Source organism: Marinobacterium sp. xm-d-530 (assembly GCF_013283365.1).
GTDB lineage: Bacteria > Pseudomonadota > Gammaproteobacteria > Pseudomonadales > Balneatricaceae > Marinobacterium_E.
This window is the reverse complement of record NZ_WBYM01000005.1, coordinates 296,700-321,298: the sequence shown is the minus strand read 5'-3', so window position 1 is coordinate 321,298 and position 24,599 is coordinate 296,700. Positions and strand designations below refer to the sequence as shown.

Here is a 24,599-nt window from a genome sequence, read left to right as displayed (position 1 = left end):
TCCCTTGAGCGCACTTTAAACTGCTTTATAAAGTGCTAAAGGTGACACCGCACGGCTATGGTCGAATTGTGTAATAGCCACACCTAAATTAATGTCAGCGGTAAGAATTTTAATGCTGCGCCCAGGCGCAGCGTATTTTTTTAAGGAGAAAATTAATGCGAATGATACTTCTCGGTGCACCAGGTGCCGGTAAGGGTACTCAGGCTCAGTACATCACTGAGAAATACGGTATCCCACAGATCTCTACTGGGGACATGCTACGTGCAGCCGTAAAAGCGGGTACGCCTCTAGGTGTTGAAGCCAAGAAGGTTATGGACGCAGGTGGTCTGGTATCAGACGACATCATCATCGGCCTAGTTAAAGAGCGCATTGCAGAATCAGATTGTGCTAACGGTTTCCTATTCGACGGCTTCCCGCGCACTATTCCTCAAGCAGATGCTCTGAAAGAAGCTGGCGTTGCTCTAGATGCAGTCGTTGAAATTGACGTCGCAGATGAAGAGATCATCAAGCGTATGTCGGGTCGTCGTGTACACCCTGGTTCAGGTCGTACTTATCACGTCGTATTTAACCCACCTAAAACAGAGGGTAAAGATGACGTAACAGGTGAAGACCTTGTACAGCGTGAAGATGACCAAGAAGAGACAGTTCGCGCTCGCCTAAACGTTTACCATGATCAGACTAAACCTCTAATCGGTTATTACCGTGGTTGGGCTGATGAAGATGCTGCAACTGCGCCAAAATACGTATACGTAGAGGGCGTGGGTAGCGTTGACCAGATCCGTGATCGAGTATTCGAAGGCCTAGCTTGATATCAGAGCTACGGTAAATTAAACCGCACTTATTAGTGCGGTTTTTTTATGCCTACAGGGGGTTTTATTCTCATTCTAAAAGTCTCTTTAAAGGCAGCATTCGACCCAAACCGGACCTAAGTACTCTCTCGAGATTGAGTTGCAGCTCAGTAAAAACGCATTGTTTCACTGATTCAAATCACCCAAAAGCAGACCTTTGATCTCGTTCGCCAGCAAGGGGTGAAATGCTCATCAATACTTCTTCGTGATACTTACGAGGATAAAATAATGAGTGAAGAAAATCAGAATGTACCCTGGAATAAAGGCAAACTACTCGGACAGAAACGCCCACTGAAGCTTAAAGAGATATGGGGAATCCGTATCCGTCTTGAGCTCGCAGGACAGACCCGCGATTTGGCGATGTTCAACTTGGCGATAGACAGTAAGCTCAGAGGCTGTGATTTGGTCGGGCTGAGGGTGAAGGATATTAGCCACGGAAACACCATCCAGCGCAGAGCCATTGTCGTTCAAAAGAAAACGGGGCGGCCGGTGCAATTCGAGATCACTGAGGAGACGCGTAAATCTCTTCGTGTATGGATCGATGAGAAAGGGTTAGGCAGTAATGACTTTCTATTTCCGAGTAGGATTAGCCGCGGTCGGCCCATCTCTACGCGCCAATACGCACGAATCGTCGATAAGTGGGTCACGAGTGTCGGACTCGATCCCTGCGATTATGGGACGCATACAATGCGAAGAACAAAGCCCACGCTGATTTACCGCCGGACTCATGATCTGCGTGCTGTGCAGCTTCTTTTGGGACACTCCAAGTTGGATAGTACTGTGCGGTACCTGGGCGTAGAGCTGGACGATGCGTTAGTTTTAGCTGAGCAGACTGACGTGTAAAAAGATCCGTCTTCAATAAAGTGGCCTTTTAGCTGCAGTGGGTTACCGTTGGTCAGCTACAAATTACTCGGTAGAAGGTGGCCATTGCTGTGCGGTGTGCAATACCCGCAGAATCCGTACAGAGATCGCGTTTTCGTCGTAGACGACTACATGATTTGTCCAGATGACTAACTCTCGGGTGCCTTCTACCCGCCCAGGCCGCCCCATTCTGGGGAAGTCTTGTAATCTTGTTACTTTGTATTCAATGTCATCCTTTACACGTTGGGCCGCATCAGGATTATCATCTGCAATGTATTCGATTATCGACAGTAGATCGGCACGGGCAGGCTCTAGCCATTCAAGTTCAGGCACCGCGACGTTTCCTGTCGATCATTGCTTGAACCTCATCCATTACGTCCTTATGGGCAACGGTAGGACGATTATCTTGCAGAGCTTCATTCACTTTTTCTCGAAACCAGGCATCGTGAGCTTCAGGATCTGAGGTGAGCCCAGCTGGCAAGCCGCCTTCTTTAGTAATTCTGGTGAGCAAAATCCTTACCGCGTCGGAAACGGTCAATCCGAAGTTAGCTAGAGTTTCAGTTGCTTCGGTTTTCAGCTGGTCGTCGACGCGAACGTGTAACATTGATGAGTGAGCCATAACTGATCCTCCAAGTAGTAACAGTATTATGTATCTCAATTGAGATACTCGCAACCTCGCGGAGGTCTATCAGTTAGATTTCGATTTGGACGTGAAGATAGTCCGGCGAAGTTCTTGCTCAAGTAGTGCAGTTAGAATCCACGGCGCCACCTCTTCAGCAGACGATAAAAGCCAGCCCTTTAGCGACGAGTGCTGGCCCATAGCGGTCCTTAAGAAATATCTAATATTCCTAGAAGCAGACGTTTAAATCCAGAAAAATATTGAATTTTCTGAGGATTATTCTTTAACCAATCCAACAGAGAGATCTAATTTCAGTCCAGTTAAGTATATAATTAAACCTTAGCTGGAGAAAGTAAATGACCGGAAGAAAGCGGTATACGAAAGAATTTAAATTGGATGCTGTGAGCTTGGTGCTAGAACAAGGTCACACACGAACAGAAGTGGCCAGAATGTTGGATGTGAGTCAGCAAATCATTGGTCGCTGGGTCAAAGAGTTTCAACAAGATGATGATGGTCAAGCTATAAATGTGCTTTGCGAACGATTGGTTAAATTCAGATGCCACAGAATGTTATGGGATGAAAATAAGACCCATTTACACAACTTGATATGAGACATAACGCGATACAAGCAATGGAACAAAAATGAGTTTTCAATATTTACCAAAATGCAAGGGAGTCGTTGCGTTAGCGCTTTCGGCGTCATTACTGGTGCTGTCTGCCTGCAGTGATGCACCTAAGGCAGAGGTTGAGCAAGCCCAGGTGCAAGCAGTCAAACTGGTTGAAACGATCAGTAATCCAAATCAAACCGAACGCGCCTTCCCCGCCGAAGTGTCAGCGGTTAAAACATTAGAAGTGAGCTTTGAAGTTTCGGGAAGATTAATTAAAGAGAACCTGCTGACGGGCACTATTGTCAAGCAAGGTGAAATTTTAGCTCAAATCGATCCAACGCCGTTTGAACAGCGATTACGTGAAACCACAGCGCGATTGGATCAAGCGAAAAGAGATTTAGCTCGAACTACGTCTACGTTTGAGAAAGGGTTGTCGTCTCAAGCTCAATTAGACGATGCTAAAACTGCTTGGGAGCTAGCGGTTATCGCTCGTGATAAGGCACAACAAGATCTGAGTTATACAACTTTAACGGCACCTTTTGATGCACAGGTATCTGAGCGCATTGTTGAAAATAATAGCTATGTCCGCGCGGGTGAAACCGTCGCTAAAGTACAAGATGTATCGCGCTTTTATTTCAATATTAATGTACCGGAACGTTTACTCAGCAGCTATCAAAAAGGCTCTCCCGTTGAGGCGAGTGCGAGCATTGTTTCTGCTCCGCACAAGCAATATGTGCTGCAATATGTTGAACACGCTACGCAACCTGATCCAATAACGCAAACATATAAGGTGGTGTTTGCAGCCGATGGACGCGATAGCAGCTTAACACCCGGAGCAAGAGCAGTTGTTAAAGTGACATTAGGCAATAAAACAGTTGATACCGGCGTATTAGTTCCATTTACGGCGCTTCAGGGCAACGATACCGAAGGATTTCATGTGTGGCGTTATAACGATGCAGATTCCACAGTTAACCGCGTGAACATCAATGTGCTGCAGATTGAGGGAAGTTACGCATTAGTGAATGGTGAAATAGCGCTAGGTGAGCGTGTAGTTGCTGCAGGTGGCGCCAAAATGCGCGATGGTCTGATTGTAAAACCCTACATGGCGGAGTAATCGCATGGATATCGCGCGCTACTCTATTAAAAATCCGGTTAATGTCTGGCTAATGATTTTGGTTTTGTTAGTGGGAGGGATATTTGCACTCGGCTCAATTGGGCGCTTGGAAGACCCCGCATTTACCATCAAACAAGTCCAAGTGGTAACGCAATTTCCGGGAGCCAGTGCGGAAAAGGTTGAGCATGAAATCACCGAGCCACTCGAAATCGCGATTCAGCAAATGTCGCAATTGCATCAATTGGAGGCAATTTCTAAACCAGGGGTATCGGAAATCACTGTAGAGGTGAAGTCTACTTTCGATTCGGATGTGCTTCCGCAGATCTGGGATGAATTGAGGAAACGCCTACGTGATGTCGAGAAGAACCTACCGGTCGGTGCGCAAACCCCCAATGTGTATGATGATTTTGGCGATGTTTATGGCATTTATTACGCGCTAAGTGCGCCAGAGTTCTCGCCAAATGAATTGCGTGAGTTTGCTCGCATAATCAGGCGAGAACTGTTAGTGACTGAAGGGGTTGCGAAGGTTCAGGTAAGTGGCGTGCGTCAAGAACAGCTAGTTGCCTATATTAACCCGTTTGAGTTGGCCGGTTTTGGCATTTCTTTTCCTGACTTGAGCAATCTATTGGCTGACAACCTAAAACCGTTTAATGGCGGACGTATTCAGGTTGAAGGGCAAAAAGTGCGCTTGTTGGTCGAAAATCCGGTCGATCGATTAGATGAGATATATAACTTGTCTTTGGTAGTCCCTGGTACCAGCCGTTCTATTAAAATTCGAGATGTCGCTGAATTGCGTTTTGAGCCTCTCGACATTCAACCGGTGCTGATCCGATACCAAGGACATGAAGCGATTACGTTGGCCGTGTCAGCTTTGAATGATGTCAATATTGTAGAAGTTGGTGAGCGTGTAAACGCCAAAGTTGAGCAATTACTCAGTGAACTGCCGGCCGGTATCACATTGGCCCCCATATATGATCAAGCTGCACTGGTAGACGAATCGGTACAAGGTTTTATTAACAACCTCATTTTGTCAGTTACTGTGGTAACACTCACCTTAATGGCATTTATGGGTTGGCGTAGCGGCATGGTAGTGGGTTCTGTATTACTTATTACAGTTATGGGCACCGTGTTGCTGATGTGGTTAATGGGTTTGCAGCTTGAGCGGATTTCATTAGGCGCAATGGTTATCGCCATGGGCATGTTAGTCGACAATGCGATTGTAGTGGCAGAAGGTATGATGCTACGTATGCGTCAGGGTAAGTCTGCGATTGAAGCTGCTAGCTTTATCGTCAAGCGTACTCAGTGGCCATTGCTTGGCGCTACGGTTATCGGCATTGCGGCGTTCTCCGGCATCGGATTGTCAGATGATGCAACAGGTGAGTTTTTGTATTCATTGTTTGCCGTTGTTATGGTTTCTTTGCTACTAAGCTGGGTGCTTGCGGCGACCGTTGTGCCGTTATTTGGTAAGTACTTCTACAAAGTAGGCACTGAAGAAGAGTCTGATACCAGTAATGGCATCGTATATACAGGGTATTTAAAGGTGCTCACGGCAGCGCTGAAATTACGTTGGATCACCGTTGCAGTACTGCTGGCGATTACTTTGGTGGCTTATGCCGGCTTTGGTATGGTTAAGCAAGGCTTCTTCCCAGCATCCAATGCACCACTGTTTTTTGTACATTACTGGGGCCCACAATCTCAGGACATAAGACAAACTGCAGATATTGTGGCAAAAGCTGAATCTCTAATTCTTAACAGTGAACATGTTGTGTCGGTAACTAGTTTCATTGGTCGTGGTGCTGATCGTTTTACACTTACTTATGGTCCGCAGCAGCCCAATGAAAGCTACGGTTTCTTCCTCGTCAGGATGGAGTCACGTGATCAGATTGACGCTTTAATAGAGGACTTATCTGCTCGTTTGCCTAATGTTGATTTGGATGCGCATTTTTATACCGAGCGGATGCAATTTGGACCGGGTGGCGGCGCTAAGATAGCCGCTCGTTTTTCAGGCCCTAACACTGAGGTGCTAAGAGAGTTGGCTGCTAAGGCCGAAGCCGTCATGTTGCAAGATGGGCAGATCCGCGATATTCGTCATAACTGGCGAGAAAAAGGAATGGCGCTGAATGCGCACTTCGATGCGTTTAATGCTGGGATTGCAGGTGTTTCGCGCACAGATTTTACTCAAGCCATTCAATATGCATCTATTGGTGTTGAGCTGGGGCGTTTACAAGACGGTGACTACAGCTACTCTATTCGTGCAAAAATGGCAGGACTCAATGTGCCAGAGGTCGATGCAATAGAGAATAGCCAGGTATGGAGCTCAGGCCAGCGAGAATATATACCCTTCTATCAAGTGTCAGAGGGGCTAGAACTGGTTAACGAAGAAACGCAAATTCACCGTCGTAATCGATTAAGAACGATAACAGTGTTGGCAGAGCCGGGTTTTAATGAAACCGCAGGAAAGGCATTTACACGTATTCAACCGCGCATTGAGGCGATTCCATTACCAGATGGGTATTCACTGGAGTGGGGCGGCGAATACGAGTCCTCTCGAGATGCTCAACAAGCGTTGGGTACTGGTCTTCCGGTTGGCTTTTTGGTCATGCTACTGATTTCAGTGTTGTTGTTTGGTCGAGTACGACAGCCATTGATTATTTGGTTAATCGTGCCGATGGCAGCTGTTGGTGTTGTTAGCGGGCTGCTTGCTACTGATATGCCGTTTGGCTTTATGTCCTTGCTAGGTTTCTTGAGCTTATTTGGCATGTTGATCAAAAACGCCATCGTGCTGTTAGAAGAGATAGATCTGCAAATCGCTGAAGGACGCGCGCCGAATACTGCCATTCTAACGGCAAGTGCATCAAGGTTACGACCTGTAGCGTTAGCAGCAATAACCACTATTTTGGGTATGGCGCCATTGCTGTCTGATGCGTTTTTTGCGGATATGTCGGTAACGATAATGGGGGGACTAGCGTTCGCTACAGTACTGACATTGATAGCAGTACCTGTGTTTTACAGTATTTTCTATCGGGTGAGTTACCGAAAATAATGGTTGGTGTTTACGTTGGGTATACAGCTATGGATGTTGCGAATAAGTCCTACTGCCTGAGAGAATCCACGTCTTTCTCCTGATCGGATCATCCAATGGATCACCAACTCACCTTTGCTGATAGCGAGTTCAATCAAAAACGCCGCAAGACTCGGAAAGAGGTCTTTTTAGGGCGAATGGATAAGTTGATTCCATGGGCTCGTTTGGAATCGATCATAGAGCCGCACTATCCTAAAGCTGGCAATAGTCGCAGACCCTATCCGCTATCGACGATGCTGCGGATCCATTGCATGCAACATTGGTACAACCTAAGCGATCCTGCCATGGAGGATGTCCTCTATGAGATAGCCTCTATGCGCCAGTTTTCAGGACTATCGCTAGATAAGACGATTCCTGACCATACTACGATTATGAACTTTCGACATTTGCTGGAGCGCAAGGGTCTGGCACGAAAGCTATTCGCCGAAGTTAACCAGTGGTTAGTTGAAGCAGGAGTTCTCCTGAAAGAAGGCACCTTGGTTGACGCCACAATTATCGAGGCTCCAACATCAACTAAGAATAAATCAAGAGATCGTGATCCAGAGATGCACCAAACGAAGAAGGGTAATCAATGGCACTTTGGACTCAAAGCGCATATTGGAGTGGACGCTCGTACTGGATTAACTCACAGCCTCACAACAACATCGGCAAACGAGCACGATTTGAATCATGCCGATACCCTTCTTCATGGCGAGGAATCGTTTGTCTTTGCAGACTCTGGCTATCGCGGTGCTCATAAGCGCGAAAGTCTGAAATCTGGGAAGGCTGACTGGCATGTCGCTGAACAGCCTGGGAAGATCCGTGCCTGGAAAAAACACCCAAGGATAAACAAAGAAAAGATCCGCACTGAATATCTGAAAGCCAGCATACGGGCTAAAGTTGAACATCCGTTTCGGATCATCAAATGCCAGTTTGGTTTTGTAAAAGCTCGCTACCGAGGCCTACACAAGAATGATGGTAAGTTGGCGATGCTGTTTACTCTGGCGAACATTGTGCGTGTAGATCAGATGTTACGGGCTCGATAGCAGGGCAAATCCGTCTGGAATCTGCCAATCAGCTTCCAGACAGTGAAATTTAGGGGAGTTCTGGCTCAAATCCAGCGAAAATGGTGGCTAAAAGATCTGATTACCGAAAACTGGATACTTGATCGTAGGTTCCCTAGCCTCACTCAACTGAAGGGGCATTCTGTTGTGGTCTTTGCGCCGAAATGCTGAGTTGTGTTAGATAAAAAGAACTAATCAGGTTTTTATGACAGGAGACGTTGTTGGTGGCAAAAGATTCAAGGTTAGACGAACTGCTTGAACGACTTCGCAAAGCTGAAAACGATGTTTCGGAAGAGGTCGACCGGCTTCTCGAAGAGCACAAACAACGATTTCACTACACCTTTGAGCGAGGTAAGGTTAAGTTTGAAGAGGCCTTTGCAGACCTTCAGCGTCGTTACCGAGTTGGATCATGGCAATATCTTCGCGAAGCAAAATTAAGTTACATACTCTCAGCACCAATCATTTATGGCATGGTCGTCCCGATCGCATTGCTCGATCTTTCGTTAACCATCTACCAACAGATCTGCTTTCGACTATACGGAATACCACGCGTGAAGCGTGCGAAGTACTTTGTGTTCGACCGTCACCTATTACAATACCTGAATACGATCGAGAAGTTAAACTGCGTTTATTGTGGCTACGGAAATGGGGTAATGGCTTATGGTCGCGAGATCACCGCTAGAACTGAGCAGTTTTGGTGTCCGATAAAGCACGCTAGACGTCCAAGAGGCTGGCATCAGCGTTCTGACAATTTTTTCGAGTATGGCGATGCAGATGCATGGAAGGAGAAATTGAAGCGAATTCGTCAGGAGTGGCGCGACTAGTCTTGGTTGTCCTGATGGGTTAGGAGTCATAAAAAGTACACGATTTAATGGTACGTTTGCGACTACTATGATTCTATTGCTTAACCTTGCTCGGCTTTCCGCATGACCACCGTCTTGATACTTGATAAAAACGATACGAGTTGTGCCATGATTGAGCACTTACTGAATATGTCGGGCTTTAAAGCGCATGCCTGCCTGCGAGCGAGCATCACAGGCGTTTGCTCTGTTGATGAGGTACTTAAATACCGAAGTTTTAGTAGTCGATTACTGGTTAATAGACGAAACGGCCATAGAGTTCTGTTCAAGACTCATTCGCTTTGATCTGAAAATACCGCTCGTAGTGATTTTGAGTGATGATGACAACGAAGCCATCAAACGAGAGTGCGAGAGTGTTGGTGCAGTGTTCTTGTCAAAATCTAAGCTTTACAGCCTTCCCGTAATTCTCAGTTCTAGAATACCCGCAGGTGTCGCCAAACCGTTGGGTCTGTCGTTCAATGGTTGACCGGGTTTGAGGCAGCCTCCCGTTTGAGGGCAGAATTCTTCGGGTTTTCCTGAGATGAGAGTAGGAATAGGATCTCTCTGCAAATGTCGGCTTCAGGGAAATCTATCAGATCGTGTAAGTGCTGCAATGTGCGCTTATCAGCTCTGAGAAAATTGGAAGCTAATGTCTGGTATTGCGCAGTCATTCACAGAGTTATTGGGTTCACTTGTTCACGCGGTTCCAGAGGGTAAAGCACAGCCTTCAATTCCGAGAGGCTAAATACTAATCCCGATACTTGCAGTCACTTGTCACTCTACGTTCGTTAGTTTGGCTAACGTCCGCTTCTGAGGATTCTCTTCAGTAGCCTTTGGGTCGCTGTTTACACTTTGCAACTATTCACCGTTTTGAGGCTAGGGTCCGGAGTGTGCCGTTAAGAGACAAAAAAGGAGAGCATTAAACTCTCCTTTTTTTATTTGCTAGCCTCTTCGACTTAGTTTCGAATCAGGTGATCAAAGGCGGATAGAGAGGCTGTAGCACCGGCACCCATCGAGATGATGATCTGTTTGTAAGGCACGGTGGTTGCATCACCCGCTGCGAATACGCCTGGTACATTGGTAGCACCGCGATCATCGATCTGGATCTCACCAAATTTGGTTAGCTCAACGGCACTCTCTTTTAACCACTCAGTATTTGGCACTAAGCCGATCTGAACAAATACACCTTCTAGCTCAACGCTGTGAGATTCGCCAGAGGTGCGGTCGGTATAGATCAAGCCGTTAACCTTACCATTCGCTCCAGTGATCTCTGTGGTTTGCGCGTTCTTGATAATGGTGACATTAGAGAGCGAGTTTGCTTTGTCTTGCAACACTTGGTCTGCACGAAGTGTGTCACCAAATTCTAAAACGGTTACTTCACTGACCACACCGGCAAGATCGATAGCTGCTTCGATGCCTGAGTTGCCGCCACCAATAACAGCTACGCGCTTACCTTTAAACAGTGGGCCATCACAGTGTGGACAGTAGGCAACGCCTTTACCTTTGTATTCCGCTTCACCTGGGACACCCATCTCACGCCAGCGGGCGCCCGTCGCCATAATAATGGTTTTCGACTGTAGGTTTGCACCGCTCTCTAAGTTCAGTTGATGTAGGCCATCGGCTTCAGAGAGGCCCGCTGCGCGTTGCGCCGTGATGATATCTACGTTGTACTCTTTAACGTGCTGTTCCATGTTAGAGACCAGTTTTGGTCCCTCTGTGTAGGGAACTGAGATTAGGTTCTCAATGCCCATGGTGTCTTGAACCTGACCACCAAATCGCTCGGCGACTAAACCGGTGCGAATCCCTTTGCGAGCTGCATAGATAGCAGCGGCTGCACCTGCAGGACCGCCACCTACAACGAGTACATCGTATGGGTCGCGTTCCGATAGCGCTTCTGCTTCGCGCTCAGCACCGGCAGTATCAAGCTTCGCTAGAATCTCTTTGAGCTCAGTACGCCCTTGGGTAAATAGTTCACCGTTCAGGAATACAGCGGGTACGGCCATCACCTCACGCTCTTCTACTTCAGATTGGTAGAGTGCGCCATCGATCATCGTGCTGGTGATGTTTGGATTTAGGCGTGCCATCAGGTTTAGAGCTTGCACCAAATCCGGACAGTTTTGACAAGAGAGCGAGATGTAAGTTTCAAAATGGAACTCACCCTCAAGGCTCTTAATCTGACTCTGAACCTCTTCAGGCTCTTTGCTTGGGTGTCCACCGGCTTGAAGAAGAGCAAGAATCAGAGTTGTAAATTCGTGACCCATTGGAATACCGGAGAACACAACACGTGGTTCAGCATCGGCTTCACCAAGAATGGCCATGCTTGGCACTCGGTGATGATCCCAATCAGTTAGCGTAATTTTGTCGCTACGCTCAGCGAGCGTTGTCGCGAGCTCTCTAAGTTCGTTACCTTTTGCTGAGTCGTCAGCAGCTAACTTAAGCTCAATCGGTTGTTTGATGTAGCTAAGGTACTGGTCCAACTGTTGGACAATATTTGGCTCTAGCATGATGACCTCATGAATAAAAAATAACTAAGCTTTAGAGAGAAACGAGGCTGCGAGTGCAGCCTCGGGAAAGGACTTAGGTCCGATTAGATCTTACCAACAAGATCCAAAGATGGTGCTAGAGTCTCAGCGCCTTCTTTCCATTTAGCAGGACATACTTCGCCTGGGTGAGCAGCAACGTACTGTGCAGCTTTGATCTTGCGAAGAAGTTCTGATGCGTCACGGCCTACAGAACCAGAGTTGATCTCAACGATCTGAATTTTACCTTCTGGATCGATAACGAAAGTACCGCGCTCAGCAAGACCTGCTTCCTCGATCATTACGTCGAAGTTGCGAGAGATCTGGCCAGTTGGATCGCCGATCATTGGGTAAGTGATTTTACCGATCGTCTCAGAAGAGTCGTGCCATGCTTTGTGAGTGAAGTGAGTATCAGTTGATACTGCGTAGATCTCAACACCGATCTTCTGGAACTCAGCGTAGCTGTCTGCAAGGTCACCTAGCTCTGTTGGGCAGATGAACGTGAAATCTGCTGGGTAGAAGAAAACAACAGACCACTTACCTTTAAGGTCAGCTTCTGAAACTTCTACGAATTCGCCAGCGTGGAATGCTGTTGCGTTAAATGGTTTAACTTCCTGGTTAATGTAAGCAGACATTCTGTCTTCTCCTTGGTTGGTTAAATTGTCATGTTTCAAGAATGCGACGAATCTTAAAGTTCGCCGACAAAAAGGTAAAATTAATTGTAACTAATGATGTTATTAATAAATGCTATCAGGCAGTCTCTTTTTCAAGGGCTGATGCAGAAATTAATTCGCGGGTGTAATCCGTCGAAGGGGCATTAAAAATAGCCTCTGCAGTGCCAGATTCAACCACTTTGCCACCTTTCATCACCATAACGCGGTGACTTAACGCTTTTATGACAGCGAGATCGTGGCTAATAAAAAGATAGCTTAGTTTATATTGGCGTTGCAGGGATTGAAGTAGATCAATGACCTGTTTTTGAACCGTTCTGTCGAGGGCAGAGGTCGGCTCATCTAACACGATTAATTTAGGCTTTAATACCAGTGCTCGCGCGATGGCGATTCGTTGTCGCTGGCCACCTGAGAACTCATGCGGGTAGCGATGTCTAGATTCTGGATCTAGCTGCACATCCAGAAGGGCTTGAATGACAGCGGCTTCTCTCTGTTCAGGTGAGAAACTCTGTTGTACTTCCAGCCCCTCACTAATGATCTCTGCCACAGTCATTCTCGGGCTGAGGCTACCGAAGGGATCTTGGAAAACGATCTGGGCAACACGGCGATGAGGTCGCATCTCCTTTTGGTTGAGCGAATCAACACGTCTGCCATCTAGCCATATCTCACCTTCGCTTTTGGTCAGTTTCAGAAGGGCAAAGGCCAGGGTTGATTTACCTGACCCTGATTCACCGACAATACCCAATGTCTCGCCCTTTTTGATCTGCAGATCGATGCCGTCAACCGCTTTAATGTGATCATAAACGCGTTTTAGAAGGCCCTGAGTTTTAGGAAACCAGACTCGAATGTTTTTAGCTTCTAACAAGGTGTTAGCGTCTGCTTCAACAGCAGCGAGGTCGCGCACAGGTTCTGCATTGAGCAGTGTGTTTGTGTAGGGGTGGTTGGGTGCATTAAACAGTGTAAGAGTATCGCCCTGCTCAACGACCTTTCCCTGTTGCATGACGAGAATTCGATCGGCGTAACGCTGCACAACATTCAGATCGTGAGTGATGATCAGTATGGCCATTCCCAATTTTTGTTGCAGTGCCATCAGCAGATCTAATATCTGCTTCTGTATCGTGACATCCAACGCAGTGGTGGGTTCGTCGGCAATTAGAATCTCGGGTTCGTTGGCTAATGCCATCGCAATCATGACACGCTGGCGCTGACCGCCTGATAGCTCGTGGGGGTAACTTTTCAAACGGGATTCAGGTGATGGGATACCCACCAGCTCTAGAAGCTCTATCACTCGTGTACGGGCCTTAGAGCCCGATAATCCCTTATGCAGTTTAAGCGATTCAGCTATCTGTTTCTCGATGCTATGAAGCGGATTAAGAGAGGTCATCGGCTCCTGAAAAATGTAGCTGATTCGGTGGCCTCTTATTGATCGAAGTTCGGCTTCTGTTGCGTCCTGAAGATCTTTCCCCTGGAAAACGATCGAGTCTGCTTGTATCTCTGTCTGCTCAGGCAGCAGTTTCAATAGCGACAGGGCTGAGACCGATTTGCCTGAACCCGATTCTCCAACAATCGCCAGTGTTTCACCTGCGTGTAGAGAAAAACTTAGATTCTCTACAGCTGCTTCAGGCTGATCAGGAAATCGAATCGATAAATGTTTTACGTCTAGAATCGGTTTCATCGGCTCTGTTTCCTGGGATCAAACGCGTCACGAACACCTTCACCAATAAAGATCAGTAACGTCAGCATGATAGAGAGTGATAAGAAAGCGGTCACACCTAACCAAGGTGCATGAAGATTCTCTTTGCCCTGTGCCACAAGTTCACCTAAGGATGGCGAACCGGGTGGTAGGCCAAAGCCAAGAAAGTCGAGCGCGGTTAATGTCACCAGTGCACCATTAAAGATGAAGGGCATAAACGTCAGAGTCGCAACCATAGCATTGGGAAGGACATGCTTAAACATGATGACTGAGTTCGGTTGCCCTAGAGCCCTTGCTGCTCTGACATACTCTAGGTTGCGTGCACGCAAGAATTCAGCGCGCACCACATCCACCAAATTCATCCATGAGAAGAGCAACATAATCCCTAGCAACCACCAGAAATTAGGCTCCACTAGGCTGGCTAGAATGATCAATAGGAAGAGAACCGGCAGACCGGACCAGATCTCAATGAAACGCTGCATCAATAGATCGACCTTGCCTCCGTAATACCCCTGTAAAGCACCCGCCACAACGCCAATAACTGAGCTGGCAAGGGTCAGGACCGTGGCAAACAGTATCGAGATACGAAAACCGTAGATCAATCTTGCCGCGACATCACGCCCCTGGTCATCAGTGCCTAACCAGTTGTCGGTAGTAGGCGGAGAGGGGGCCGGTTGGTCCAAGTTAAAATTGATTGTGTCGTAGCTGAACGGGATAACGGGCCACCATAGAGTGCCGTTTTGCTCCTCAATCAGTTCAGTAATATAGGGATCGCGGTAGTCGACCGGTGCATCAAAGTCACCGCCAAAATCGGTCTCTGTATAGTTTTCCATTAACGGATAGAACAGCCCTTGATCCGTTTTGATTAGGATCGGTTTGTCATTTGCGATCAATTCAGCAAAGAGCGACAGGGTAAACAGCAACATAAAGATCCAAAACGAGTAGTAGGCTCGTCGGTTGCTTTTAAACTGTGCAATGCGTCGCTGAGTAATGGGTGATGCCATCGTTTAACCCTCTCGACTCTCAAAATCGATACGAGGATCGACAAGGGTATAGGTGATGTCTGATACCAGCTTTAATAGAAGCCCCACTAGGGTGAAGATGTAGAGCGTACCGAAAATAACAGGGTAATCTCGGTTGATAACCGCCTCATAGCCAAGCAGCCCTAAACCATCCAGTGAGAAGATCACCTCAATCAACATCGATCCTGTGAAGAAAATACCAATCAATGCAGCAGGCATACCCGCTATGATCAGTAGCATGGCATTTCGGAATACATGGCCGTAAAGAACCTGATGCTCGGTTAAACCCTTAGCCCGAGCGGTCAGTGCATACTGCTTATGGATCTCATCAAGGAAGGTGTTTTTAGTCAGCATGGTCAGCGTTGCGAAGCTGGAAATAACGGACGCTAGGATTGGTAGAGCAAGGTGCCAGAAGTAATCCCCGATTTTTTCGATCAGAGTCATCTCTTCAAATCCGGGTGAAGTTAAGCCTCGCAACGGAAACCACTCAAAGTAGGTGCCGCCGGCAAATAGTACGATCAGTAAAATAGCAAACAAGAAGTTTGGGATCGCGTAGCCAACAATGATGATGCTGGAACTCCAGATATCAAAAGGGGAGCCATCTCGAACCGCTTTTCGAATGCCTAAAGGAATGGAGACTAGGTAGGTGATCAGTGTGGTCCATAGCCCAAGAGAGATCGAGACAGGCATCTTTTCGATAATCAGATCAACCACCGGTTTATCACTGAAAAAACTACGGCCAAAATCGAAGGTTAGATAGTCTGTCAGCATCTTAAAAAACCGCTCATGGGCCGGCTTGTCAAAGCCATAGAGTTGTTCGATCTCAGCAACCAGTGCGGGGTCCATGCCTTGGGCACCCCGATATTTTGAATCGCCGCCTTGTGCATCGGCGCTGATATCTGAACGCTCTCCTGAACCAATACGACTGGTCGCATCAACCGAAAAACCCTGTAGGTGAGCGAGAGCTTGTTCAACCGGTCCACCAGGCGCCAGTTGAATAATTAGGAAGTTCAACAGCAAGATACCGAACAGCGTCGGTATCATGAGCAGTAATCGTCGAACAATGTACGCTGCCATTATGGCTTAGCCCACCAGGTATCCAGTCCAATGGTGTAGGTGGGGCGAATCGCAGGTAACTCAAATTTATCCCAGTAGGCGACACGGTGTGAGTCGATGTGGAACTGAGGCACCACAAAATGGTTCCACTGCAATACTCGATCCAGTGCTCGAGCACGCAGCACAAGCTGCTCACGATCCGGAGCTTGAATCAGAAGCTCCACTAACTGATCAATCGCGGGATCTTTGATGCCGATTAGATTTCTGCTACCGGGTTGATCGGCGGCTTCCGATCCCCAAAATTCGCGCTGCTCATTGCCTGGTGAGCTGCTCTGTCCAAAGCTGCCGACGATCATGTCGAAGTCAGTTGAACGAAGACGATTAATATACTGGGATACATCAACGATGCGGATGCTGACCTGCATCCCCAGTTTCTCTAGATTTTGAATAAAGGGTGCAACGACGCGTTCAAAATCCTTTTGCACCAGTAGTATTTCGAAATTGAATGAATCTCCGGCATCATTAACCAATTTGCCATCTTTTAGTGTCCAGCCAGCCTCTTTTAAAAGTTTAAGTGCTGTGCGAAGTTGAGTTCGGTTGCGCCCATCCCCTTTGGTGGTTGGCGCTTGGTAAACGGTTGTAAACACCTCATCCGGAATCTGGCCTCTGAACGGCTCTAAAATGGCCAACTCTTTTTCACTGGGTAGTTCAGTGGCGGCCATCTCTGAATTAGAGAAGAAACTGTGACTGCGAGTGTATGCGCTGTAAAACAGGTTGGCATTGGTCCACTCAAAATCGAAGCCGTGTGCGATGGCTGATCGAACACGAGGATCACTGAACTTGTCGAGGCGCGTATTCATGATAAAGGCTTGCATACCAGCCGGGTTGGCATCAGCAATCAGCTCCTTCTTAATACGACCCTCATCAAATGCCGGGCCCGTATAGCTGGTCGCCCAGTTTTTAGAGGAGTTCTCCTCTCTAAAGTCATACTCTTCAGCTTTGAATGCCTCCAGTGCGACGGTGCTGTCACGGTAGTAATCAAACTGCATGGCATCAAAGTTGTAGCGACCGCGGTTAACCGGAAGGTCGGTTCCCCAATAATCTGGGTTGCGCTTGTAGGTAATGGTTCTACCCGCTTCAAAAGAGTCTACAACGTAGGGCCCTGAACCCAAGATAGGGTCCAGCGAAGGCTTGGTGAAGTCTCGTTCTTTCCAATAGTTCGCAGAGAGAATAGGGACCTCGCCAATGATCAATGGCAATTCGCGGTTCTCTTCACTGCCAAACTCAAAACGGACAGTATGGTCTGTAATAGCGGTGATTGAACGGATGTCGCGGTAGTAAGCTTTGTAGAAGGGTGAGCCCTGTTCACGCAATAGTCTGAAGGTCTCGATGACATCGATTGCTGTCACAGGGGTACCATCGCTGAAACGTGCCTGCTTACGAAGATCAAACTCAACCCAGGCTCTGGATTCAGGCATACGGACCGCTTCGGCTAGTAAGCCGTACTGAGTGAAGGGTTCGTCGTAAGAGCGAGCCATCAGGGTGTCAAAGGTTAATCCGGTACCATCCGCTGCTGTGCCTTTGATAATAAAAGGGTTAAAGCTATCAAAAGTGCCGTTGGCGGCCTGTTTAAAAACTCCGCCTTTAGGTGCTTCTGGGTTAACGTACTCAAAATGACTAAACCCTGCATCGTATTTCAGGTCGCCGTGCATCGCGATCCCGTGCGAAGACTCGACACTGGCATGAGCCGTCAGTGCAACGGCGAATGAGAGAATGGCGCCTATTTTTTTTATGGAATTTTTTTGAATAGAACCCAAAGCCACGGAAACCTCCAACGAAACAGTTTATAAAACTATACGTTAGAAATAGGGTGCTAGGGTTAAAAATTCAACTTATTTTGTTGAATTGAGTGACTCAGCAAGCTTTTCCAGTTGCTGATGACGTTCGCCACGAGGCGTCTCTTGGCTTTTAAGCTGCTGATCCAACTCCATCAGCTTAGTCAGCTTGATTTGATCGCCCATCGAGAGACTGCGAATGAGGTCTTGATCAACCCATTCGCGGATGCGTTTCATCACAACTACTTTGAAGAACACAGCTAGAACCACCGAGATTACGATGATTGCAATGCCTAAAGTATCCATTAGCCCTGCTCAGGTTGTTTAACGCGAAGGGGTTGGCCTGGCATCAATAGGGTATCGATGCTGATGTCGTTCCATTTAAGCAGTTGCTGAACACTGATGTTGTGGCGCTGCGCAATGACGCTGAGGTTATCACCCTTGCGGACCAAGTACTGTGCAGTTGAAGAGGCTTGAGCATCGGCTTTGAAAATCGCTAAACGCTCACCAATTTTAAGCGTCTTAGAGGTGCCAAAGTTGTTCCAGCGAGCGATCGACTTGTGATCAACGCCGTAGATTTTCGCAATTTTCCAGAGCGAATCACCGGATTTAACCGTGTGAAGAATCTTTTTACTGCCTGCGGGTGCGCTCTTGCGGATACTGGCGGTGCGACGTTGCGTATCACTCAAGCGGTACTGGCTGGCATCAACCAGCGCTGATGGGATCAATAGAGATTGGCCAACGCGAATCAGAGAACTTTTCAAATCATTCGAGGTCTGAATGGTCGAAATGTTTGTGTTAAAGCGCTTAGCGATGACCGATAAGCTATCGCCAGGCTTAACTTCGTAACGAGCCCAGTTGATTCTGTCTGAAGGGGCGAGTGATGCTAGTTCGGTTTTAAAGCGCGCCGCGTTATCAACCGGAACCAATAGCTGGTGCGGGCCTTCTGGGTCCGTAGCCCATTGTGAAAATCCCGCGTTGAGCCTGTAGATCTCATCCAGTTCCACTCCGCTCAACTCAGCAGCGCGTGACAGATCAATCTGCCCCCCAGTATCGACGATTTCAAAATAGGGTTTGTCTGCAAGAGGTGCTAAAGCAAGACCATGCTTCTCGGGGTTTTTGAACACCTCAGAGATCGCTAGAATTTTAGGGACGTAGTGGCGAGTCTCACGCGGCAGTTTTAGATTCCAAAAATCGGTTGGCTTGCCGGCTTTTTTATTGCGTTTAACTGCACGACCTACGGTTCCCTCACCGGCGTTGTAAGCGGCCATGGCCAACAACCAATCCCCATCGAGGTAGTCGTGCAGATACTCTAGGTAGTTCAATGCCGCATGCGTTGATGCAACAATGTCGCGTCGACCGTCGTACCACCAGTTACGTTTAAGACCGAAATGATCGCCGGTTGCTGGCATGAACTGCCATGCTCCAGACGCTTTAGCCGGTGATTTGGCAAATGGGTCGTAAGAGGACTCTACTGCTGGTATTAGAGCGATCTCTGCCGGCATGCCACGTTTGATCACTTCATGCAGTACAAAGTGGTAGTAACGAGAGGCGCGGCCTGTTAAGCGGTTCAAATATTTGTCGTGCTCAACATACCAATCGATATGCTGTTGAACGACCTTTTTGTCCAGGTTGTGGTTGAGTCGCATGTTGTTGCGGGTTATTTCCCACAAGTCTGCTTTCTTTGGATCTTTCTCAAGTTCTAGAAGTACCGATTTAATCGGGGCTTCATCCCACTCTGGCTTCACTTTGGGTTCGGTACGCTGAACAAGAACAGGCTCGCTCTCAAGCACCTGGACAGGCTCGGTTGGACTCTGCTGTGCGCTCTGTTGTGTCGCGACGGTCTGACAGCCTGCGAGTGTGATCGCAAGGGCGCCAACCATCAGTGTCGATTTCAACTTTGCCATAGTGCCTTTCTGGACATTTATACCGAAAATTTAAAGCCGCAATTCTACCTGTGAGGGGCTATTGGGTCAATTTCATTAATTTTCTGTTAAGGAATAAAAAGTCCACTTCATAGATCACTATTTAGAAGCTGTTCTTCCATTCTCGCAGTGCCGCCAAGGTCTCGACTCCAGCAGAGAGTGTTTGGTTAGAATAGTGGCTGGCGCTTTGAATCAATGCCGCTTCACGCGTTCGCATGTAGGGGTTTATCTGGCGTTCTAATCCGATGCTGCTTGGCAGTGTCGGTCTGTTATCGGATCTTAGCTGTTCGCATCGAGTGATCGCTTGGTCGATGTCACTATTTTCTGGGTCAGCGGCTTTGGCAAAGGCCAGGTTGGCTAGAGAGTACTCATGCGTACAGTAGACCTCGGTCGCATCCGGTAGGCTTGCAAAGTAGTCCATTGCTTTTTGCATCTGATCTGCACTTCCCTCAAACAGGCGACCGCAGCCAGCTAAAAACAGTGTATCGCCACAGAACAGCTGCGGTGTATCGCCGTTAACTAAGTAGGCGATATGATCCAGAGTGTGTGCAGGGACAGCTTTGATACATAGAGACGCCCCAAACAGCTCAATGGAGTCTCCGTCAGATAGAGGGTGTGTTACACCAGGAAACTTTGACTCAGATGAGCCGTAAACAGGCACTGAGTATCGCGCATTCAAGGCGTCAACACCGCCAGTATGATCTCGGTGGTGATGGGTGACTAGGATAGCAGCCAATGTTTTGTTGGATTGAGTCAGATGCTGTTCAACCACATCCGCATCACCTGGATCGACAACGGCAATGGATGAGTCATCAGGTGATTCGATGACCCAGATATAGTTATCGTCAAATGCGGGTAATGGGGTTAGCTTAAACATCCTGAACTCCGAGGCTGAAATTTCCCCTCAGGTTACCTAGAATAGAGATCAATGAGAACCTCATTTGAAGGTGAAAACGATGAGTAGTGTGACTGATTTGAACGCAGTCAGCGAACTGCAAGCCTGGTACGACTCAGAGTTGGGGCAGCAGTTTTTGGCACAAGAGCGCCAGATGATCGAGCGTGCATTGCTCTCCGTGCAGGGCAGTCGTCTATTACAGGTTACTTTGGACGGTCGTCAGTGGCTCTGTGATACAGCCAGAGCTCAGCACGCTGTATTGGTTGCTCCTAGAGTTGAGCTAGGGATGGAAGAACGAACCCTAATTGCAACGCCAGAAGAGCTGCCCGTGCAGTCGGCGGTCATTGATATTTTGGTATTGCACCATGCTCATGAGTTTTCTGCGGATCCACACCAAGTTATTCGTGAAGCGGCCCGTATCCTTCGCCCTGGTGGTCATCTGATTTTGTTGGGTTTTAATCCGACCTCCTGGTTAGGGTTGCACTCACAGTTTAAGAGAAATCAGGGCGCCCCTTGGCGTGCCCAATTTATCTCGCAACACCGTTTAGGCGATTGGTTTAAGTTGCTGCAGCTCTCATCCTTAGGTGGGGACTCTAAAGAGTTCAACTACCCTCTGGAGAGTAACCAGTGGCGGCAACGGATCAGGCCTGTGGCCAAGGTGATTAAGGCGTTGCCGTTTAAATCAGGCAACCTGTTCACAATAACAGCAAGAAAAGATGTAGCGGGACTCACACCACTGCAACCGCAGTGGAATCGTCGTCTACTTGGCAAGTTACAAGTGATAGAATCTAAAGCAACAAGTGCTGGTGTAAGGCGAAATAAGAGTTGAAAGTAGTCAAGATATATACCGACGGGGCCTGTAAAGGTAATCCTGGGCCTGGTGGTTGGGGTGCGCTATTAAGTTATGGCGGTGCTGAGAAAGAGATGTGGGGTGGGGAGCATGAAACCACCAATAATCGCATGGAGATCATGGCGGCTATCGAATCGCTAGAGTGTTTAAAACGACCCTCTAAAGTGATTCTTTATACAGATTCGGAATACCTGCGCAAAGGGATCACAGAGTGGATCCACGGCTGGATGAAGCGAAATTGGAAAAACTCCCAGGGCAAGCCGGTTAAAAATGCCGAGCTTTGGCAGCGACTTCATCAGGCGACACAACAACATGACATTGAGTGGCGATGGGTTAAGGGCCATAGTGGTGATCCAGGTAATGAACGAGCCGATCAGTTGGCTAATCGCGGATATGAGGAACAGCTCTAATGAGTCGTCAAATTGTACTCGATACTGAAACCACCGGTCTTGAGCCCGAAGAGGGTCACAACATCATCGAGATCGGTTGTGTGGAGATGGTGGCACGCCGCTTAACCGGTAACAACTACCATCAATACATTCTGCCCGATCGTGAGGTTGATGCTGAGGCGATGCAGGTCCACGGCATTACCAATGAATTTTTGGCAGACAAGCCTAAGTTCAATGTTGTGATGCACGAATTCATTGAATACGTGCGTGGTGCCGAACTGATCATCCATAACGCGTCGTTCGATGTCGGCTTCATTAATAAGGAGTTTGAGCGCAACGGGATTAAAGAGCGCATCGAAGAGTTCTGTACGATTACCGACAGCTTAGCCTTAGCGCGTAAAAAACACCCTGGTCAGAAGAACAACCTAGATGCTCTCTGTCGTCGGTACTTTATAGATAACTCGCACCGTGAATTGCACGGCGCCTTGCTCGACTCTGAAATCCTAGCCGATGTCTATTTGGCGATTACGGGTGGTCAAACCGCCTTGAGTCTATCGGTGGATGGGCAAGATGAAGAGGGTGGTGGACAGCGAATCAGACGCCTTACTCCTGAACAGGTTTCTGGTCTTAAAGTGTTGAAAGCGAGTGAAGATGACCTCACTGAGCACGAACGTTTTTTGGATATGCTGGATAAGAAATCAGACGGCGCTGTGTGGCGAAACCTTTCTCAGGAGTCGTGAGACTCTAGCCATTCAATCAAACGTTGAATGGCGTTGCCACGCGTGCGACTCAACTGCCTTTCCAAGCCAAGGTCCGTTAGGTAAGTCTTGATCTGTTCGACAGTGGATCCCTGATCAATCTGGTGCTTAAAAAGCTGAATCAGAGCAGTAATCTGACGGCTCTCTGAGCACCCATCGAACTGAATAAAACCCTTTTCACTACTCAGTTTTAGCCAAGTCTGACTGGCACAACCGGTGACGAGATTTTCTGGTCGCTTTAGGCTTGGGTCTATTGAGACTGATCCCAAACTCATCAGTGCATTCAGTCGTGTTGGCCAATCTTTCGCTTGCTCAACCTGTTCTATCCAAAGCTTTGCTGAATCGCTATTCGATGTCTCATCACTCGTCACAGGTTGATGGCTACAGAGTGAACGCAAAAGGGCGATACAAGTGTCTAGCTCTTCAATTGTGTTATAAAACGCTAAAGAGATGCGCACAGAAGAGTGCAATCCAAATGACTGCATGAGCGGTTGCGCGCAGTGGCTACCGGCACGAACAGCGATGCCCTGTGCATCGAGTTGAGCGGCTATGTCGTCGGCATTGATCGTCTCATGATAGAAACTCACAATGGGTAAGCTGAACTCTCCAGCAGGGAGTATTTTAATCCCCTCTATGGATTTGAGTCCCTGCAAGAGGTGACTGGTCAGTTGCTGCTCGTGCTCTTCTATCTCTGCACGGTCTAGATTGTTTAGGTACTCAGCGGCAGCTGCCAATCCAATGGCGCCGGCAATATCGGGCGTGCCCGCTTCAAAGCGCAGCGGCGCCTCGGCATACTGGGTCTCAGTTAAGCTGACCGACTCAATCATCTCGCCGCCAACTTGCCAAGGGGGCATCGCATTAAGCAGAGCCTCTTTCCCGTAAAGAACCCCAATACCGGTCGGACCAAACATCTTGTGACCCGAAAACGCATAAAAATCAGCGTCAAGATCCTGCATGTCCAAGACTAGGTGCGGTGCCGCTTGAGCCCCATCGATCAGAGTCGTTAGGCCCTCTCTCTTGGCCAGTTTTACCATCTCTTTAATGGGGTAGACGGTGCCTAGGACATTGGAGGCGTGGGGTAGTACCACCAGTTTTGGATTGAGTTTAAGGTAGCTTTGGTACTGATCTGAATTGAGTTCACCTGACGCTGTCAGTTCGATGACGTCTAAGTGGGCGCCAACCTGCTGCGCTAATCGCTGAAACGGAAGAATCGCAGCGTGATGAGCAGAGATAGCGATAACAATGCGATCACCTGCCTTGAGAATGGGTCTTAGGTAACTCTCGGCGACGAGATTGAGACCTTCGGTTGCACCTCGAGTCCAGACAATTTCATTGGGTTTAGCATTAATGAACTGTGCTAATTGACCTCGAGCCTGTTCAAAGTGTGCGGTTGCTAGGCTGCTCAGGTGGTGAGCCGCACGGTGAACATTGGCATTCTCTTTCCGATAAAACTGAGTTATTGCATCGATCACTTCGCGCGGTTTTTGAGTGGTAGCCCCGTTATCGAAGTAGATCAGGGGTTTCCCATCAACTCGTGTATTGAGGATAGGAAAGCTCGAACGTATTCGTCGCAGGGTTTGGCTGTCCATCAGTGACTGGTTTGCTCACGCAGCCAGCGACTCTGCCAGCGTGTATACATCATCGCAGCGGTAAACAGAGTCGAAATCAACAACACTTCAATCACACCATAGAGGGCTAAATGGGGTTGGATAGCCGTCAGTACACTGCCCAAGAAATAGAGCAGCAATACGAAGCAGAGCCAAGCGTGAGGACGCGGTGTGCCCTTTAATATAGCGGGTGTAAAACCGATCAGTGGCAGTAAGTGAACCAGCCAAATCACCCAAGGGTTATCTCCTGAACTCGGTGCTAACCATAAGAAACGTAGAGTGTAGAAGATTAAAAGGGCGATAAAGCTGACACGGGTAATTAAACCACTGATTGACGCTTTGCGTTGTAGAGACATGTTAACTCC

Annotated in this window: 24 protein-coding genes; 11 read left to right on the top strand and 13 right to left on the bottom strand. The window is 48.0% G+C overall.

Translation table 11 applies throughout. The annotated features are described in order from the left end of the window. Positions 1–155: 155 nt before the first annotated feature. Positions 156–809, top strand: coding sequence for an adenylate kinase (gene adk / locus XMD530_RS10525; protein WP_173482113.1), 654 nt, complete (start codon positions 156–158; stop codon positions 807–809). Positions 810–1,076: 267 nt separating this feature from the next. Further along, a complete protein-coding gene (locus XMD530_RS10520) occupies positions 1,077–1,691 on the top strand; it encodes a tyrosine-type recombinase/integrase (protein WP_173482843.1) in 615 nt (204 codons plus the stop codon). 63 nt (positions 1,692–1,754) lie between these two features. On the opposite strand, the gene XMD530_RS10515 is transcribed toward XMD530_RS10520, so the two are convergent. Continuing rightward, complete coding sequence (locus tag XMD530_RS10515) at positions 1,755–2,042, bottom strand: type II toxin-antitoxin system RelE/ParE family toxin (protein WP_173482842.1); 288 nt, start codon at positions 2,040–2,042, stop codon at positions 1,755–1,757. After that, the gene (locus tag XMD530_RS10510; RefSeq protein WP_173482841.1) at positions 2,035–2,328 is read right to left on the bottom strand and encodes a type II toxin-antitoxin system RelB/DinJ family antitoxin; all 294 of its coding nucleotides are present in this window, start codon (positions 2,326–2,328) and stop codon (positions 2,035–2,037) included. The genes XMD530_RS10515 and XMD530_RS10510 overlap by 8 nt, the downstream gene beginning before the upstream one ends. A gap of 356 nt (positions 2,329–2,684) precedes the next feature. On the opposite strand from XMD530_RS10510, the gene XMD530_RS11455 reads away from it, so the two are divergent. The 6 genes from XMD530_RS11455 to XMD530_RS10480 all read left to right on the top strand — a co-directional run bounded on the left by XMD530_RS11455 (position 2,685) and on the right by XMD530_RS10480 (position 9,501). Further along, complete coding sequence (locus tag XMD530_RS11455; RefSeq protein ID WP_173482840.1) at positions 2,685–2,939, top strand: transposase; 255 nt, start codon at positions 2,685–2,687, stop codon at positions 2,937–2,939. Positions 2,940–2,970: 31 nt separating this feature from the next. After that, on the top strand, positions 2,971–4,050 hold the full coding sequence (locus tag XMD530_RS10500) for an efflux RND transporter periplasmic adaptor subunit (RefSeq protein WP_173482839.1): 1,080 nt from the start codon (positions 2,971–2,973) through the stop codon (positions 4,048–4,050). Positions 4,051–4,054: 4 nt separating this feature from the next. Further along, on the top strand, positions 4,055–7,093 hold the full coding sequence (locus XMD530_RS10495) for an efflux RND transporter permease subunit (protein WP_173507120.1): 3,039 nt from the start codon (positions 4,055–4,057) through the stop codon (positions 7,091–7,093). A gap of 95 nt (positions 7,094–7,188) precedes the next feature. Next, positions 7,189–8,157, top strand: a complete 969-nt coding sequence (locus tag XMD530_RS10490) for an IS5 family transposase (RefSeq protein WP_173494980.1) — start codon at positions 7,189–7,191, stop codon at positions 8,155–8,157. A gap of 242 nt (positions 8,158–8,399) precedes the next feature. Continuing rightward, positions 8,400–8,999: a hypothetical protein gene (locus XMD530_RS10485; RefSeq protein ID WP_173482836.1), complete on the top strand. Its 600-nt coding sequence runs from the start codon at positions 8,400–8,402 to the stop codon at positions 8,997–8,999. A gap of 187 nt (positions 9,000–9,186) precedes the next feature. After that, on the top strand, positions 9,187–9,501 hold the full coding sequence (locus tag XMD530_RS10480; protein ID WP_173482835.1) for a hypothetical protein: 315 nt from the start codon (positions 9,187–9,189) through the stop codon (positions 9,499–9,501). Positions 9,502–9,970: 469 nt separating this feature from the next. On the opposite strand, the gene ahpF is transcribed toward XMD530_RS10480, so the two are convergent. The 9 genes from ahpF to gloB form a co-directional block, all read right to left on the bottom strand. Next, positions 9,971–11,518, bottom strand: coding sequence for an alkyl hydroperoxide reductase subunit F (gene ahpF / locus XMD530_RS10475; RefSeq protein WP_173494515.1), 1,548 nt, complete (start codon positions 11,516–11,518; stop codon positions 9,971–9,973). An 83-nt stretch (positions 11,519–11,601) separates the two neighbouring features. Beyond that, positions 11,602–12,168 carry an alkyl hydroperoxide reductase subunit C gene (ahpC, locus tag XMD530_RS10470; RefSeq protein ID WP_173482111.1) on the bottom strand — a complete coding sequence of 189 codons (567 nt, stop codon included), beginning with the start codon at positions 12,166–12,168 and terminating at the stop codon, positions 11,602–11,604. 115 nt (positions 12,169–12,283) lie between these two features. Then, positions 12,284–13,879 (bottom strand): ABC transporter ATP-binding protein, encoded by a 1,596-nt coding sequence (locus tag XMD530_RS10465; RefSeq protein ID WP_173482110.1) that lies wholly within the window; start codon positions 13,877–13,879, stop codon positions 12,284–12,286. After that, complete coding sequence (locus XMD530_RS10460; protein ID WP_173482109.1) at positions 13,876–14,901, bottom strand: ABC transporter permease; 1,026 nt, start codon at positions 14,899–14,901, stop codon at positions 13,876–13,878. Before XMD530_RS10460 ends, XMD530_RS10465 begins: the two co-directional genes overlap by 4 nt. A 3-nt stretch (positions 14,902–14,904) precedes the next feature. After that, on the bottom strand, positions 14,905–15,996 hold the full coding sequence (locus XMD530_RS10455) for a microcin C ABC transporter permease YejB (protein WP_173484077.1): 1,092 nt from the start codon (positions 15,994–15,996) through the stop codon (positions 14,905–14,907). Then, positions 15,996–17,798 (bottom strand): extracellular solute-binding protein, encoded by a 1,803-nt coding sequence (locus XMD530_RS10450; RefSeq protein WP_371731515.1) that lies wholly within the window; start codon positions 17,796–17,798, stop codon positions 15,996–15,998. Before XMD530_RS10450 ends, XMD530_RS10455 begins: the two co-directional genes overlap by 1 nt. A 69-nt stretch (positions 17,799–17,867) precedes the next feature. Further along, entirely contained in the window at positions 17,868–18,116 is a 249-nt protein-coding gene (locus XMD530_RS10445; RefSeq protein WP_173494512.1) for a hypothetical protein, read from the bottom strand. After that, complete coding sequence (locus XMD530_RS10440; RefSeq protein ID WP_173494511.1) at positions 18,116–19,717, bottom strand: LysM peptidoglycan-binding domain-containing protein; 1,602 nt, start codon at positions 19,715–19,717, stop codon at positions 18,116–18,118. The genes XMD530_RS10445 and XMD530_RS10440 overlap by 1 nt, the downstream gene beginning before the upstream one ends. 121 nt (positions 19,718–19,838) lie before the next feature. After that, entirely contained in the window at positions 19,839–20,612 is a 774-nt protein-coding gene (gloB, locus tag XMD530_RS10435) for a hydroxyacylglutathione hydrolase (protein ID WP_173482105.1), read from the bottom strand. 79 nt (positions 20,613–20,691) lie between these two features. Here gloB and XMD530_RS10430 point away from each other — a divergent pair, with 79 nt between their 5' ends. From XMD530_RS10430 to dnaQ, 3 genes are read left to right on the top strand one after another with little or no spacing between them, the layout of a single operon-like run. Continuing rightward, positions 20,692–21,459: a class I SAM-dependent methyltransferase gene (locus XMD530_RS10430; protein WP_173482104.1), complete on the top strand. Its 768-nt coding sequence runs from the start codon at positions 20,692–20,694 to the stop codon at positions 21,457–21,459. Next, on the top strand, positions 21,456–21,890 hold the full coding sequence (gene rnhA / locus XMD530_RS10425; RefSeq protein ID WP_173482103.1) for a ribonuclease HI: 435 nt from the start codon (positions 21,456–21,458) through the stop codon (positions 21,888–21,890). The genes XMD530_RS10430 and rnhA overlap by 4 nt, the downstream gene beginning before the upstream one ends. Next, complete coding sequence (gene dnaQ / locus XMD530_RS10420) at positions 21,890–22,609, top strand: DNA polymerase III subunit epsilon (RefSeq protein WP_173482102.1); 720 nt, start codon at positions 21,890–21,892, stop codon at positions 22,607–22,609. The genes rnhA and dnaQ overlap by 1 nt, the downstream gene beginning before the upstream one ends. Here the strand turns inward: dnaQ and XMD530_RS10415 are convergent. Together XMD530_RS10415 and XMD530_RS10410 are read right to left on the bottom strand one after the other, a co-directional pair. After that, complete coding sequence (locus XMD530_RS10415; protein WP_173482101.1) at positions 22,597–24,216, bottom strand: SufS family cysteine desulfurase; 1,620 nt, start codon at positions 24,214–24,216, stop codon at positions 22,597–22,599. The genes dnaQ and XMD530_RS10415 overlap by 13 nt on opposite strands. Then, on the bottom strand, positions 24,216–24,590 hold the full coding sequence (locus tag XMD530_RS10410) for a DUF2069 domain-containing protein (protein ID WP_173482100.1): 375 nt from the start codon (positions 24,588–24,590) through the stop codon (positions 24,216–24,218). The genes XMD530_RS10415 and XMD530_RS10410 overlap by 1 nt, the downstream gene beginning before the upstream one ends. Positions 24,591–24,599 lie beyond the last annotated feature (9 nt).

What these genes read in the sequence shown, in the direction of transcription:
- XMD530_RS10500 (WP_173482839.1), top strand. Translation starts at nt 2,971, where the DNA reads ATGAGTTTTCAATATTTACCAAAATGCAAGGGAGTCGTTGCGTTAGCG.
- XMD530_RS10460 (WP_173482109.1), bottom strand. Translation starts at nt 14,901, where the DNA reads ATGGCATCACCCATTACTCAGCGACGCATTGCACAGTTTAAAAGCAAC.
- XMD530_RS10520 (WP_173482843.1), top strand. Translation starts at nt 1,077, where the DNA reads ATGAGTGAAGAAAATCAGAATGTACCCTGGAATAAAGGCAAACTACTC.
- gloB (WP_173482105.1), bottom strand. Translation starts at nt 20,612, where the DNA reads ATGTTTAAGCTAACCCCATTACCCGCATTTGACGATAACTATATCTGG.
- XMD530_RS10480 (WP_173482835.1), top strand. Translation starts at nt 9,187, where the DNA reads ATGCCTGCCTGCGAGCGAGCATCACAGGCGTTTGCTCTGTTGATGAGG.
- ahpF (WP_173494515.1), bottom strand. Translation starts at nt 11,518, where the DNA reads ATGCTAGAGCCAAATATTGTCCAACAGTTGGACCAGTACCTTAGCTAC.
- XMD530_RS10430 (WP_173482104.1), top strand. Translation starts at nt 20,692, where the DNA reads ATGAGTAGTGTGACTGATTTGAACGCAGTCAGCGAACTGCAAGCCTGG.
- XMD530_RS10410 (WP_173482100.1), bottom strand. Translation starts at nt 24,590, where the DNA reads ATGTCTCTACAACGCAAAGCGTCAATCAGTGGTTTAATTACCCGTGTC.
- dnaQ (WP_173482102.1), top strand. Translation starts at nt 21,890, where the DNA reads ATGAGTCGTCAAATTGTACTCGATACTGAAACCACCGGTCTTGAGCCC.
- XMD530_RS10465 (WP_173482110.1), bottom strand. Translation starts at nt 13,879, where the DNA reads ATGAAACCGATTCTAGACGTAAAACATTTATCGATTCGATTTCCTGAT.
- XMD530_RS10445 (WP_173494512.1), bottom strand. Translation starts at nt 18,116, where the DNA reads ATGGATACTTTAGGCATTGCAATCATCGTAATCTCGGTGGTTCTAGCT.
- XMD530_RS10415 (WP_173482101.1), bottom strand. Translation starts at nt 24,216, where the DNA reads ATGGACAGCCAAACCCTGCGACGAATACGTTCGAGCTTTCCTATCCTC.
- XMD530_RS10490 (WP_173494980.1), top strand. Translation starts at nt 7,189, where the DNA reads ATGGATCACCAACTCACCTTTGCTGATAGCGAGTTCAATCAAAAACGC.
- adk (WP_173482113.1), top strand. Translation starts at nt 156, where the DNA reads ATGCGAATGATACTTCTCGGTGCACCAGGTGCCGGTAAGGGTACTCAG.
- XMD530_RS10455 (WP_173484077.1), bottom strand. Translation starts at nt 15,996, where the DNA reads ATGGCAGCGTACATTGTTCGACGATTACTGCTCATGATACCGACGCTG.
- XMD530_RS10510 (WP_173482841.1), bottom strand. Translation starts at nt 2,328, where the DNA reads ATGGCTCACTCATCAATGTTACACGTTCGCGTCGACGACCAGCTGAAA.
- XMD530_RS10440 (WP_173494511.1), bottom strand. Translation starts at nt 19,717, where the DNA reads ATGGCAAAGTTGAAATCGACACTGATGGTTGGCGCCCTTGCGATCACA.
- XMD530_RS10495 (WP_173507120.1), top strand. Translation starts at nt 4,055, where the DNA reads ATGGATATCGCGCGCTACTCTATTAAAAATCCGGTTAATGTCTGGCTA.
- XMD530_RS11455 (WP_173482840.1), top strand. Translation starts at nt 2,685, where the DNA reads ATGACCGGAAGAAAGCGGTATACGAAAGAATTTAAATTGGATGCTGTG.
- ahpC (WP_173482111.1), bottom strand. Translation starts at nt 12,168, where the DNA reads ATGTCTGCTTACATTAACCAGGAAGTTAAACCATTTAACGCAACAGCA.